16 protein-coding genes are annotated in these 12,590 nt (G+C 71.4%); 11 read left to right on the top strand and 5 right to left on the bottom strand.

Features of this window, described 5'->3' with window-relative positions; all coding sequences use genetic code 11:
• Positions 1–68 precede the first annotated feature (68 nt).
• Positions 69–770, bottom strand: coding sequence for a transglycosylase SLT domain-containing protein (locus AB0435_RS28600; RefSeq protein ID WP_366007911.1), 702 nt, complete (start codon positions 768–770; stop codon positions 69–71).
• Positions 771–1,113: 343 nt separating this feature from the next.
• Positions 1,114–1,815 carry a nitroreductase family protein gene (locus AB0435_RS28595; protein WP_366007910.1) on the bottom strand — a complete coding sequence of 234 codons (702 nt, stop codon included), beginning with the start codon at positions 1,813–1,815 and terminating at the stop codon, positions 1,114–1,116.
• Positions 1,816–2,022: 207 nt separating this feature from the next.
• Here AB0435_RS28595 and AB0435_RS28590 point away from each other — a divergent pair, with 207 nt between their 5' ends.
• From AB0435_RS28590 to AB0435_RS28575, 4 genes are all read left to right on the top strand, one after another.
• A complete protein-coding gene (locus AB0435_RS28590; protein WP_366428281.1) occupies positions 2,023–3,168 on the top strand; it encodes a GAF domain-containing sensor histidine kinase in 1,146 nt (381 codons plus the stop codon).
• Positions 3,161–3,814 carry a response regulator transcription factor gene (locus AB0435_RS28585; RefSeq protein WP_366428280.1) on the top strand — a complete coding sequence of 218 codons (654 nt, stop codon included), beginning with the start codon at positions 3,161–3,163 and terminating at the stop codon, positions 3,812–3,814. Before AB0435_RS28590 ends, AB0435_RS28585 begins: the two co-directional genes overlap by 8 nt.
• A gap of 151 nt (positions 3,815–3,965) precedes the next feature.
• Positions 3,966–4,202: a chaplin gene (locus AB0435_RS28580; protein ID WP_366007907.1), complete on the top strand. Its 237-nt coding sequence runs from the start codon at positions 3,966–3,968 to the stop codon at positions 4,200–4,202.
• Positions 4,203–4,379: 177 nt separating this feature from the next.
• Positions 4,380–4,634: a chaplin gene (locus AB0435_RS28575; RefSeq protein ID WP_366007906.1), complete on the top strand. Its 255-nt coding sequence runs from the start codon at positions 4,380–4,382 to the stop codon at positions 4,632–4,634.
• Between the two features lie 70 nt (positions 4,635–4,704).
• Here the strand turns inward: AB0435_RS28575 and AB0435_RS28570 are convergent, their stop codons facing one another.
• Entirely contained in the window at positions 4,705–5,499 is a 795-nt protein-coding gene (locus AB0435_RS28570; protein ID WP_366007905.1) for a hypothetical protein, read from the bottom strand.
• A 135-nt stretch (positions 5,500–5,634) separates the two neighbouring features.
• On the opposite strand from AB0435_RS28570, the gene AB0435_RS28565 reads away from it, so the two are divergent.
• The 4 genes from AB0435_RS28565 to AB0435_RS28550 all read left to right on the top strand — a co-directional run bounded on the left by AB0435_RS28565 (position 5,635) and on the right by AB0435_RS28550 (position 8,918).
• On the top strand, positions 5,635–6,426 hold the full coding sequence (locus tag AB0435_RS28565) for an ABC transporter ATP-binding protein (protein WP_366007904.1): 792 nt from the start codon (positions 5,635–5,637) through the stop codon (positions 6,424–6,426).
• 67 nt (positions 6,427–6,493) lie between these two features.
• Positions 6,494–6,916 (top strand): NfeD family protein, encoded by a 423-nt coding sequence (locus AB0435_RS28560; RefSeq protein WP_366007903.1) that lies wholly within the window; start codon positions 6,494–6,496, stop codon positions 6,914–6,916.
• A gap of 147 nt (positions 6,917–7,063) precedes the next feature.
• Positions 7,064–8,020, top strand: coding sequence for an SPFH domain-containing protein (locus tag AB0435_RS28555; RefSeq protein WP_366007902.1), 957 nt, complete (start codon positions 7,064–7,066; stop codon positions 8,018–8,020).
• A gap of 124 nt (positions 8,021–8,144) precedes the next feature.
• Positions 8,145–8,918, top strand: a complete 774-nt coding sequence (locus AB0435_RS28550) for a sulfite exporter TauE/SafE family protein (protein ID WP_366428279.1) — start codon at positions 8,145–8,147, stop codon at positions 8,916–8,918.
• Positions 8,919–8,966: 48 nt separating this feature from the next.
• Here AB0435_RS28550 and AB0435_RS28545 read toward each other — a convergent pair whose 3' ends face one another.
• Positions 8,967–9,476: an HNH endonuclease gene (locus tag AB0435_RS28545; protein ID WP_366007900.1), complete on the bottom strand. Its 510-nt coding sequence runs from the start codon at positions 9,474–9,476 to the stop codon at positions 8,967–8,969.
• Between the two features lie 361 nt (positions 9,477–9,837).
• Positions 9,838–10,377 carry a YbhB/YbcL family Raf kinase inhibitor-like protein gene (locus tag AB0435_RS28540; protein ID WP_366007899.1) on the bottom strand — a complete coding sequence of 180 codons (540 nt, stop codon included), beginning with the start codon at positions 10,375–10,377 and terminating at the stop codon, positions 9,838–9,840.
• A gap of 82 nt (positions 10,378–10,459) precedes the next feature.
• On the opposite strand from AB0435_RS28540, the gene AB0435_RS28535 reads away from it, so the two are divergent.
• The 3 genes from AB0435_RS28535 (at position 10,460) to AB0435_RS28525 (ending at position 12,203) form a co-directional block, all read left to right on the top strand.
• Positions 10,460–10,939, top strand: a complete 480-nt coding sequence (locus tag AB0435_RS28535; protein ID WP_366428278.1) for a ribonuclease domain-containing protein — start codon at positions 10,460–10,462, stop codon at positions 10,937–10,939.
• Positions 10,936–11,367 carry a barstar family protein gene (locus AB0435_RS28530; RefSeq protein WP_366007897.1) on the top strand — a complete coding sequence of 144 codons (432 nt, stop codon included), beginning with the start codon at positions 10,936–10,938 and terminating at the stop codon, positions 11,365–11,367. Before AB0435_RS28535 ends, AB0435_RS28530 begins: the two co-directional genes overlap by 4 nt.
• Before the next feature lie 185 nt (positions 11,368–11,552).
• Positions 11,553–12,203, top strand: coding sequence for a DNA-3-methyladenine glycosylase (locus AB0435_RS28525; RefSeq protein ID WP_366007896.1), 651 nt, complete (start codon positions 11,553–11,555; stop codon positions 12,201–12,203).
• Positions 12,204–12,590 lie beyond the last annotated feature (387 nt).

Genomic DNA, 12,590 nt, shown 5'->3' with positions numbered 1-12,590 from the left:
CGCACGCCGAAGGGCGGCACCCGGTACGGGTGCCGCCCTTCGGCGTGTGTGCTGTCCGTCGAGGCCGCTCAGTAGGCGGAGTTGACGTTGTCCATCGAGCCGTACACCTTGGCCGCGTAGTTGCAGGCGGCGGTGATGTTGGCGACCGGGTCGTAGATGTCCCAGGAGGTGCCGTCGACGTGGTACGCCTTGAAGGTCGGGTCGATCACCTGGAGCAGCCCCTTGGAGGGGATGCCCGCGGCGGCGTTGGAGTCCCAGTTGTTGATCGCCTGGGGGTTGCCCGTCGACTCGCGCATGATGTTGCGCTTGAGGCCGTCGAAGGTGCCGGGGATGCCCTTGGCGCGCATGATGTCGAGCGCCTCGTTGATCCAGCCGTCGAGGTTGTTCGCGTAGGTCTTCTTCGCGGGGGCCGGGGCGGCCTCGACCGGCTTGCGCTCCTCGGAACGGCTCGCGGCCTCCTTGTCGGCCCGCTCCTTGTCGGCCTTCGCCTTGGCGTCGGCCTCGGCCTTCTGCTTGGCGTCGGCCTCGCTCTTCGCCAGCTTGGCGGCGTTGTCCGACTGCTTGCCGAGCTGCTCCTGCTGGTCCTGCACACCGAGGGCGGAGGCGCTCCACGCGACGGGCTTGACCGTGATCGACTGGGTGTCGGCGTCGGCCGAGCCACCGGGGACGGCGGCGAACGCCAGGGCGGCGACACCCGCGGCGGCGATGCCGGCGGCGGAGAACTTGTGGATCTTCGTCAGACGGCTATAGCCGGAGATGGGGGAGCGCATGCTGAGCTGAACCTCTTCCAATCGCTTGAGTCGCAGTGGCCCGGATCGGCGCGTTCGAATGAGCGCCGCGTCTCGATCGACGGCGCCCTGCGACTGGGCAATTGTTAGCGGCCGCAAAATGCTGTGGCAAAGGTGCGACGTACTACCCGGCTTCGTTGCGGAGGGGCTCGCGCGGGGGTGCCGGAACTGGGCGGAATCGCCCCGGCTACCCGCTTACGGCGGCCTTACACATCCACTAGCCCGGGTCGTAGGTGATCTGTGTCCTATGCCGGGGCTCACACCGGGGGCAGCCCTGCCTCACCCGGTGTGAGCACCCAGGAGCTTTGCGTATGTGATCGTTTGCTCAGATCTCCACCAGCACCTGGTCCAGGCTCTTGCGGACCAGGTCCGGCACTTCACAGTCCGTGGCCGGATACCCGACCGGGATCACCGCAAACGCCTTCTCGTTCACCGGCCGCCCCAGCGCCTCGGACAGGAACCGCATCGGGCTGGGCGTGTGCACCAGGGCCGCCAGCCCCGACAGGTGCAGCGCCGACAGCAGCATCCCGACCGCGATGCCCACCGACTCGTCCACGTAGTAGTGCTTGCGCTTGTCCCCGCCCGCACCCAGCCAGTACCGCTGCTGGAAGACGACGATCAGCGCGGGCGCGTCCGTCAGGTGCGGCTTCACCTCGTCCGTGCCCAGCGGCCGCAGCGCGGCCAGCCACTCCTCGCCCAGCCGCCCGTCGTAGGAGATCCGTTCCTCCTCCTCGGCGGCGGCGCGGATCCGCCGCCGCACCTCGGGGTCCTTCACCAGGGCGAACGTCCACGGCTGCTGGTGCGCCCCGGAGGGCGCGGTGGCCGCGCACGCGATCGCGTCCCTGACCACCTGCTCCGGCACCGGGTCCGTGGAGAACTGCCGTACGGTCCTGCGCCCGTCCATCCGCTCGCGCAGCTCGGCGGCGCGGGCCAGGGACTCGGCGGCGGGCATCCGCTCGGGGCGGTAGGGCACCGGCCGGTAGGGATCGCCGTGGGTCGGTGTCCACTGTGTCGTTGGTATAGACATGCTCCGAGTCTGGTCCGCGACGGCGGTCCGCGTGGGGCACATCGCGGAACTCGCCCACCGGACTCCCCGGACCCGGACCCAGGCGGGACCGGGCAGGGCCGGGCCGGATCCGGGGCGGACCGGGACCTCCGACCTAGGCCGCCGGTCCGGGGCCAGGGCCTCCGGCGGCCCGATACGCCCCCTCACCCACCTCGGTACCGTGACCACATGACCACCGGCCCACGCTCCGGCCTCACCGCCGTGAGCACCGCGCTCCTCGCCATGAGCAGACACCTCCAGGTGCACGACGTCCTCAAGACGATCGTCGTCTCCGCCCGCGAGCTCCTGGACGCCGAATACGCCGCGCTCGGCGTACCGGACGATCACGGAGGCTTCGCGCAGTTCGTCGTCGACGGCGTCAGCGACGAGCAGTGGAAAGCCATCGGCCCGCTGCCCCGGCAGCACGGCATCCTCGCCGCGATGCTCCACGACGCCACCCCGCAGCGCCTCGGCGACCTCCGCGAGGACCCCCGCTTCGAGGGCCTGCCCGAGGCCCACCCCGACATGACCGACTTCATCGGCATGCCCGTCGCCGACGGCGAGGAGATCCTCGGCGCCCTCTTCCTCGCCAACAAGAAGTGCCCCAAACCGGCCGACGGCTGCGCCTTCACCGTCGAGGACGAGGAACTCCTCGGCGTCCTCGCCCAGCACGCCGCCATAGCCCTCACCAACGCCCGGCTCTACGAACGCAGCCGCGAGCTCACCATCGCCGGGGAGCGCGCCCGCCTCGCCCACGAGCTGCACGACGCCGTGGCCCAGAAGCTCTTCTCCCTGCGCCTGACCGCCCAGGCCGCCACCGCGCTCGTCGACCGCGACCCCGCACGCGCCAAGGACGAGCTGCACGAGGTGGCCCGGCTCGCCGCGGAGGCCGCCGACGAGCTGCGCGCCGCCGTGGTGGAGCTGCGCCCCGCGGGCCTCGACGAGGACGGGCTCGTCGCCACCCTGCGCACCCAGATACAGGTCCTGGACCGGGCTCACACCGCCCGCGTCACCTTCGCCTCCCACGGCGTACGGGCCCTGCCCGCCGCCCAGGAGGAGGCGCTGCTGCGCGTCGCCCAGGAGGCCCTGCACAACGCCCTGCGGCACTCCGGCGCCGAGCACGTGGACGTCACCCTCACCCGTGTGGGCCAGGGCGCCGGGCTGTGCGTCACCGACGACGGCCGCGGCTTCGAGCCCGACACCGTCCGCCGCGCGGGCCGCCACCTCGGACTCGTCTCCATGCGGGACCGGGCGGCCGGCGTCGGCGGCGGTCTGACCGTTACCTCGGCGCCCGGGAAGGGCACCGCGATCGAGATGGAGGTGCCAGGTGGCTGAGGAACACGGGATCCGGATCCGGGTGCTGCTGGTCGACGACCACCAGGTGGTCCGCCGGGGCCTGCGGACGTTCCTGGAGGTCCAGGACGACATCGAGGTGGTCGGGGAGGCCGCCGACGGTGCCGAGGGCGTCGAGCGGGCCGAGGAGCTGCGCCCCGACGTCGTCCTCATGGACGTGAAGATGCCCGGCACCGACGGCATCGAGGCGCTCCGCAGGCTCCGGGAGCTCGACAACCCCGCCCGGGTGCTGATCGTCACCAGCTTCACCGAGCAGCGGACCGTGATCCCCGCCCTGCGGGCCGGTGCGGCGGGCTACGTCTACAAGGACGTGGACCCCGATGCCCTCGCGGGTGCGATCAGGTCCGTGCACGCCGGGCACGTCCTGCTCCAGCCCGAGGTGGCCGGCGCCCTGCTGTCCCAGGAGGAGGCGGGCGGCGGCCAGGGGAGAGGCAACGCCCTCACCGAGCGCGAGCGGGAGGTGCTCGCCCTGATCGCCGACGGCCGGTCCAACAGGGAGATCGCCCGCGCTCTCGTCCTGTCGGAGAAGACTGTCAAGACCCACGTGTCGAACATCCTGATGAAGCTGGACCTCGCCGACCGCACCCAGGCGGCCCTGTGGGCGGTCCGACATGGCATCGGAGCCTGATCGCGGCTAACCGGAACGTCGTCTTCAGATCAGAGATTCATACGGTCGTGTGGTGGTCCACCTGGCCCCGCAACCTGACCGTCCGTGACCCGTTTTCCATGGCGTACGCGGCGGCTGGCCGTGGCAACGTTCCAGGAAGGTCATTAGAAGAGTGAAGAACATGAAGAAGGTCGCTGCCGTCACGATCGCCCTCGGCGGTCTCGCCTTCGCGGGCGCCGGTGCGGCCTCCGCCCACCAGGCCGAGGGCGAGGCGAAGAACTCGCCCGGCGTCGTTTCCGGCAATGTCATCCAGGTGCCGGTCGGCGTGGACGCGAACGTGTGCGGCGACACCATCAACGTGGTGGGCTTCCTCAACCCGGCGGCCGGGAACCTCTGCGTCAACAAGTAATCGACGTGCCGTCTGCCCGGCTCCGGTCCACGGGGCCCGGGCAGACGGGGGCGATCACTCGTCCGAATGAGGGCAAACACCGCCGATGGCCGTGCCATCGGCGGTGCGCTGGCGTTCATATCTACGCGACCCCGCGGCTGGGGTCGTCAAGGACATCAGCAGAAGGAAGACCCCTCTATGAACAGTGCCAAGAAGGCCGCCCTCGTCCTGGCCGCGGCAGGCATGGCTCTCAGCGCCTCCGTCGGCGCCGCCGGCGCCCATGACTTCGACGGCTCCTTCGCCGACGGCGTCGCCGAGGGCTCGCCCGGCATCGTCTCCGGCGACGTCATCCAGATCCCGGTGCAGGTGCCGATCAACCTCTGCGGCAACTCCATCGACATCCTGCTCGCGATCCTGAACCCGACCTTCGGCAACACCTGCGTCAACTCCTGATCCGACGCACGCCGACTCAGGGCCCGGAAGGCCCCGCGAACCCTGCGGGGCCTTTCCGCTGTTCAAGGGTCTAGGCCCGCTGCTCGACCATCGCGTTGTACGCCGCGACCTGCGCCCGCCGGGCGACCCGCTCCACCGGCCGCAGCGCCCGCGCCCGTGCCGCCATCTCGGACGCGCTGACCGCGCCACCGTGCTCACGGCCCCCGCCGTCCCCCGGCGCGTACGCGATCGAGATCAGCGCGCCCACCCGCTGCGCCAGCTCCAGCACCCGCACCGCACGCGGCGGATAGCCGGGGGCGAGCACCTCGCGGCCCCGCTCGGCCCGTGCGCGGTACGCCTCGAGCGCCGCCTGGGCCACCGGGCCGGAGCCCGCCACGTCCAGCCGGGTGAGCGCCTCGGTCGCGTCGCGCAGCGCCTCCGCCAGCTCCCGCTCGGCCTCGCCGAGCGAGGGCACGTCCGCGGGCGGCGCCTCGCGCACGGGCAGGCAGTGCCACACCACCTCCACGTGCACATCACCGGCCGGGCCCGCCTCGTACACCTCCGGCACGAGGCCCAGGGCGGCACCGCAGGCGATGACCGCCTCCTCGGCCTCCAGGGCCCGGGCGTTGAACTCCGGTGGCCCGCTGAGGCCCAGCGGATGGCCGGGCGCCGGCAGCGCGAGGCGCAGCCCCGTCGCCCCGAGCGCGCGGAGCCGGCCGAGGGCAAGGGTCAGGCCGACCGGGCCGGCCTCCCCGGGCAGACCGGTGACGCGGTGCACGGCGTCGTCACCCGTGATCCGGTGCGCGGCGTCATCGGGAGAGGTGAATCCGGCAATGAGGGCATTTCCCCACGCAGTGAACCGTCCTGAGCGGTGTTCGTCGAGCATGGCCCCAGCCTAAGGACCGGCACCGACAACGGGTGGCGTAAGTTCTTCCCTGGGGGCTGTCCCTGGGGGCTTCGCCTACAGGCGCAAGCGACGACGACACTGCAAGACGACACTGCAATGGGAGACAACGCGCTCATGAGCGAAGTGCTGGAACTGGTGGACGTATCCGTGGTCCGCGAGGGCCGGGCTCTGGTGGACCAGGTCTCCTGGTCGGTCAAGGAAGGGGAGCGCTGGGTCATCCTCGGCCCCAACGGCGCCGGCAAGACCACCCTCCTCAATGTCGCCTCCAGCTATCTCTTCCCCACCACGGGCACCGTCAAGGTCCTGGGGGAGAAGCTCGGCGCGGTCGACGTCTTCGAGCTCCGCCCCCGCATCGGCGTCGCCGGCATCGCCCTCGCCGACAAGCTGCCGCGCAGCCAGACCGTCCTGCAGACGGTCCTCACCGCCGCGTACGGCATGACGGCCACCTGGCAGGAGGACTACGAGGAGGTCGACGAGCAGCGCGCCCGCGCCTTCCTCGACGTCCTCGGCATGACGGAGTACCTGGACCGGAAGTTCGGCACCCTCTCCGAGGGCGAGCGCAAGCGCACCCTGATCGCCCGCGCGATGATGACCGACCCCGAGCTGCTGCTCCTCGACGAGCCCGCCGCGGGCCTCGACCTGGGCGGCCGCGAGGACCTCGTGCGCCGTCTCGGCCGCCTCGCCCGCGACCCCCTCGCGCCCTCGATGCTCATGGTCACCCACCACGTCGAGGAGATCCCCCCGGGCTTCACCCACGTCCTGATGATCCGTCAGGGCAAGGTGCTCGCCGCGGGCCCCGTCGAGCTCGAGCTCACCTCCCGCAACCTCTCCCACTGCTTCGGCCTCCCGCTGGTCGTCGAGCGTCAGGGACAGCGCTGGACGGCCCAGGGCCTGCCCCTCTCCTGACCCCCGCCCCACCGCGCGCCGTCCCCGCGCACTGTCCGGCGACCGCCGCCACGCCTACCATGAACACGTGGACACATGGGTGTGGTGGCTGGTCGCCGCCGTCGGACTGGGCATTCCGCTCGTCGTCACCGCGATGCCCGAGTTCGGCATGCTCGCCGTCGGGGCCGTGGCCGCCGCCGTCACCGACCGGCTCGGGGGCGGCGCCGTCAGCCAGTTCGTCGTCTTCGCCGTCGTCTCGGTCGCCCTCATCGCCGTCGTCCGCCCGGTCGCCAACCGCCACCGCTCCCAGCGCCCCGCCCTGGAGACCGGCGTCGACGCGCTGAAGGGCCGCCAGGCGATCGTCCTGGAGCGGGTCGACGGCACCGGCGGCCGCATCAAGCTCGCCGGCGAGATCTGGTCCGCGCGCTCCTACGACGCCGAGCGCAGCTACGAGGCGGGCCAGCAAGTGGATGTCGTCGAGATCGACGGCGCGACGGCCCTCGTGCTGTGACCGCCGCCGACCGCCCCCGCGCCACGGCGGGGCACACCCGGAAACGAGCGGCGCACGGCTTGATATGCCCTCATCGCCTGCACGGCGCCGCCGCGTTCTGAAAGACTTCTCCGAAGAGATCAACACCGACAGGCACGGGGAGCCACGATGGAACCGATCATCATCGTCCTGATCATCTTGGTGGTGCTCGTCTTCATCGCCCTCATGAAGACGGTCCAGGTGATCCCACAGGCCAGCGCCGCCATCGTCGAGCGCTTCGGCCGCTACACCCGGACCCTCAACGCCGGTCTGAACATCGTCGTCCCCTTCATCGACTCGATCCGCAACCGCATCGACCTCCGCGAGCAGGTCGTGCCGTTCCCGCCGCAGCCGGTGATCACCCAGGACAACCTCGTCGTCAACATCGACACCGTCATCTACTACCAGGTGACCGACGCGCGCGCCGCGACCTACGAGGTCTCCAGCTTCATCCAGGCCATCGAGCAGCTCACCGTCACCACCCTGCGCAACATCATCGGTGGCATGGACCTGGAGCGGACCCTCACCTCCCGCGAGGAGATCAACGCGGCCCTGCGCGGCGTGCTCGACGAGGCCACCGGCAAGTGGGGCATCCGCGTCAACCGCGTGGAGCTCAAGGCCATCGAGCCGCCCACCTCCATCCAGGACTCGATGGAGAAGCAGATGCGCGCCGACCGTGACAAGCGCGCCGCGATCCTCACCGCCGAGGGCATCCGGCAGTCCCAGATCCTGACCGCCGAGGGCGAGAAGCAGTCCGCGATCCTGCGCGCCGAGGGTGAGGCCAAGGCCGCCGCCCTGCGCGCCGAGGGCGAGGCCCAGGCGATCCGCACGGTCTTCGAGTCCATCCACGCCGGCGACCCCGACGAGAAGCTGCTCTCCTACCAGTACCTCCAGATGCTGCCGAAGATCGCCGAAGGCGACGCCAACAAGCTCTGGATCGTGCCCAGCGAGATCGGCGACGCCCTCAAGGGCCTGAGCGGCGCCGTCGGGAACTTCGGCCCCATGGGCCCCTCGCGCTCCGGCGGCGGCCAGAACCCCAAGATCACCAAGGAGACCCCCCGCCGGGAGCAGCCGCCCATCGACTGACACCCGCCTGCGCGCGAGGTCAGTGAGGCCCTCGACCTGCGCCGGGCCCTTCCTGCATGATCAGTAAGGCCCCTCGACCCCCTCAGGGCGGGGAGGCGACACACTGACCATGAAGGAGATGGCCTTGTCCATCTGGGAAGCACTCGCGATCTTCGCCGCAGGCATCGGCGCGGGCACCATCAACACCATCGTCGGCTCCGGCACCCTCTTCACCTTCCCGGTGCTCCTCGCCGTCGGACTCCCACCGATCACCGCGAACGTCTCCAACACCCTCGGCCTCGTCAGCGGCAACATCAGCGGCGCCATCGGCTACCGCCGCGAACTGCGCGGCCAGCGCCGCCGCATCCTCCGCTTCGGCCTCACCGCCCTGATCGGCGGCCTCGCCGGAGCGATCCTGCTGCTCGCGCTCCCCTCCAGGGCCTTCGATACGATCGTGCCCGCCCTCATCGGCCTCGCACTGGTCCTCGTCGTCCTCCAGCCCCGGCTCGCCAGGGCGCTCGCCCGCCGCCGCGAACGCAACGGCACCACCGACGCCCCCACCGACGGCGGCGTCGCCCTCCTCCTCGGCCTCCTGCTCGCCAGCGCCTACGGCGGCTACTTCGGCGCGGCCCAGGGCGTCCTCTACCTCTCCCTGGTGGGCCTGCTGCTCCGCGACGACCTCCAGCGCGTCAACGCCCTCAAGAACGTCCTCGCCGTCGTCGTCAACGGCGTCGCCGCGCTCTTCTTCCTCTTCGTAGCCGACTTCGACTGGACCGCCGTGCTCCTCATCGCCGCCGGCTCGACCCTCGGCGGCCAGCTGGGCGCCAGGATCGGGCGCCGCCTGCCGCCCACCGCGCTGCGCGGCGTCATCGTCGTGGTCGGCGTCGTGGCCATCGTGCAGATGCTGCTGAAGCACTGACGAAAACGGTGGGGGCCGGGGGACAAGCTCCCCCGGCCCCCCCACCGCTCAGGCGGACACCGCCACCCGACCCGCCAGCCACTCCGGCAACCCCTCCCGCGCCCCCAGCGCGAGCACGAGCGCGTCCGCCGGGGTCGGCTCGAACGGCGCCGCCAGCAACCGCATCCCCGCCTGCTCCGGAGTACGGTCCGCCTTGCGGTGGTTGTCCTCCGCGCACGCCGCGACCGTGTTCAGCCAACTGTCCTCGCCCCCGCGCGAGCGCGGCACCACGTGGTCCACCGTCGTCGCCCGCCGGCCGCAATACGCGCACCGGTGCCCGTCCCGCACCAGCACCCCGCGCCGCGACCACGGAGCCCGTCTTCGGAACGGCACCCGTACGTACCGGCACAGCCTGATCACCTGAGGCACCGGCACCTCGACCGCCGACGCCCGGACCCGTCGCCCGGGCCGCGCCTGCTCGACCACGGCCTTGCCCTGGAGCACGAGCACCACCGCACGCCGCAGCGACACCGTCGCCAACGGCTCGAAACTCGCATTGAGCACCAACGTCTCCCGCATCGCACACCTCCCGGCCCGTCCCCGCCCCAGCGGCAAAGATGGCTCAACTGTGCCCCTGGACAGATCGGGAGACAACGTAATTTCGGTGCGGCGAAAGGGAGTTGAAGAGCAGGGGAAGAGGGGGGAACGCTCCGGACCCTTCCCCCGTGTGTCACAGGGCCCGGAGCGTACGACAGCGGACGCGGCCGCCCGGCGCGATGCCGGACTCCGGCAGACGGCCGGCGCACGCGCGCCCCGCCGCCCCCGCCACTGCGGTGTCCACTGCCCGACGGCCATGCGGAGCCGTCAGCCATGCACCACTGTGCGATCCGGGGCGGCGGGGCGCAACGGATTTTCCGGTCGGCCCCCGCCGGTACGGGCCTCAGCCGGCGGCCGGCACCTCGTACTCACCGATCAACTGCGCCCGGCCCAGGGCGTGGAAGCGCAGGTTGAAGCCCACGACCGCGGGCGACGCGTCGGCGTCCGGGCCCAGCTTCTCCTCGTCCACCGCGTAGACCGTGAACACGTAGCGGTGCGGGCCGTCGCCGGGCGGCGGAGCGGCACCGCCGAAGTCCCGCGTGCCGTAGTCGTTGCGCACATGGACGGCACCCTCGGGCAGCCCCTTCAGCTCACCGCTCCCCGCCCCGGCGGGCAGCTCTGTCACGGACAGCGGGAGGTCGAACAGCACCCAGTGCCAGAAGCCGCTGCCGGTCGGCGCGTCCGGGTCGAAGCACGTCACGGCGAAGCTCTTCGTGCCCTCCGGGAACCCCTCCCAGCGCAGCTGCGGCGAGAGATTGCCCCCGGCGAAGACCTGGGCGTCACCCAGCGTCCCACCGGGCGTCAGATCCTCGCTCATCACCGTGAACGAGGCCACCGGCGGGTGGAATTCATGGGGGAGCGGCGGTCGCTTCTGCTCGGGCACTTCGGTGCCTCCTTGTACGCGCGGACGATGAAGCCGCCAGCCTAACCAGGCACCGCCCGCGCGGGCTGCGACCATACGGAGTGTGCTCCGACAGCTTCTTCTCCCCCGCCGGCGACCGGCCGGGCGCACCCTGCGCGCGCTCACCGCCCTCCTCGCCGCCCTGCCCCTGCTCCTGCTGCCCGCCTGCTCGTCCGGCGGCCACAAGAGCGGGAAGACGACCTCGACCGCGAGCCCGGCGCGGCAGACCCCGGGCTCCGCCGGGTCTCCCGCCTGGGCGAAGGGCATGCGGACGACCACCCCGGACCGGCTGCCCGCCGAGGCCCGCAAGACCCTCGAACTCATCGACAAGGGCGGCCCCTTCCCGTACGACAAGGACGGCACCGTCTTCGGCAACCACGAGAACCGGCTGCCGAAGCAGGCCCGCGGCTACTACCACGAGTACACCGTCCCCACCCCCGGCTCCCGCACCCGCGGCGCACGCCGCATCATCACCGGGAACCACGCCGAGCGCTTCTACACCGGCGACCACTACGAGACCTTCGAAGCGGTGGTAAAACCATGACCGGCCCGCTGCCCGCACCCGGCCTCACCGGCCTCTTCATCGGCACCGTCCCCCCGGGGCTCTACCGTCTGCCCCCCACCGAGACAGCTTCCCGCGTCATCTCGCTCGCCGCCGAGGCCGACTGGCGGACGGCCACCGTGCCGCTGGGCGGGGTGACGGGCAAGGCCGGATTCCTCGACCGCTGCGCGACCGCCCTCGACTTCCCCCAGTGGTTCGGCCACAACTGGGACGCCCTCGCCGACTGCCTCATGGACCTCTCCTGGTGGCGCGACGAGAGCAAGGCCCGCGGCTACCTCCTCCTAGTGGAGGGCTGGGACGCCTTCCACGACGCGGCCCCGAAGGACGCCCGCACGGCGGAGGCGGTCCTCGGCGACGCCGTCGACTACTGGGCCGAGGGCGAGTCACCCCTCGCGGTCCTGCTCGGCTGACCTCGTGCCCGCCGTACGGACCGGTGCCCTTCCGGCCCGTACGGCGCGGGCGGAGACCCCGGTCAGAACCAGTTGCGCCGGCCGCCGACCTCCGCGAGCCACTGGTGGAGGCAGGCGGCCTCTTCTTCCTCTCCGGATCTCCGGACCCGCCCGTGCCACGGGCCCTTCCAGTACGCTCGATCAGCATGATCGCCGCGCCTGACCGTATGCCGATCGCCCGGCACTTCTTCGACCGTCCGGTGCTGGACGTCGCCCCCGACCTGCTCGGCCGCACCCTCGTACGGACCAGCCCGGCCGGACCGATCGAGCTCCGCATCACGGAGGTCGAGGCATACGCGGGCCAGGTGGACCCCGGCTCGCACGCCTACCGCGGTCGTACCGAGCGGAACGCGGCGATGTTCGGACCCCCGGGTCATGCGTACGTCTACTTCATCTACGGCATGTGGTTCAGCCTGAACCTCGTCTGCGGCCCGGAGGGCACGGCGAGCGGAGTCCTGCTGCGGGCCGGCGAGGTGCTCAAGGGTGCGGAGCTCGCCCGCGAGCGGCGCCCGAAGGCACGGAAGGACCGCGAGCTCGCCCAGGGCCCGGCGCGCCTGGCCACGGCGCTCGACGTCGACCGCGGCCTCAACGGCACCGATCTCTGCGCGGGCCCCGACGCACCGCTGTCCCTCCTCACGGGCCACCCGATCCGTCCCGGTCAGCTGCGCAGCGGCCCCCGCACGGGAGTGGGCGGCGAGGGCGCGGCACACCCCTGGCGTTTCTGGGCGGACGGCGACCCGACCGTCAGTCCCTACCGCGCACACGTGCCGCGGAACCGGGGCAAGAGCGGCGCGTAGGAACGGTGCTTGACTCCGGGCCGCGGAAGACCTAACGTAGCCCGAGCCGCTTGAGACGGACGGCGCCTTGTGCGCGGACCGGTGGGTGGCACAACCACTACTGACGAGGACCACCCCGGATCGGGGTCTTATTTCGCTGTGTCGAAATATGGCTCGATCGGCTCGATTAGGAGCCGCACGGGAAAGCCGCTAAAGTAGTGGACACGCCGGAAGGCGCGAAACAAACCCCCTCCGACGGGGATCGGAAACGAATTCGAGCCGGGAACGGCACGGAAAAGGATCTGATAGAGTCGGAAACACGAAATACCGAAGGGAAGCGCCCGGAGGAAAGCCCGAGAGGGTGAGTACAAAGGAAGCGTCCGTTCCTTGAGAACTCAACAGCGTGCC

The organism is Streptomyces sp. NPDC051173, from assembly GCF_040689515.1.
In the GTDB taxonomy this organism is placed as follows: domain Bacteria; phylum Actinomycetota; class Actinomycetes; order Streptomycetales; family Streptomycetaceae; genus Streptomyces.
Note: the sequence above shows the minus strand (reverse complement) of the source record. Positions and strands in the feature narration are given on the sequence as shown.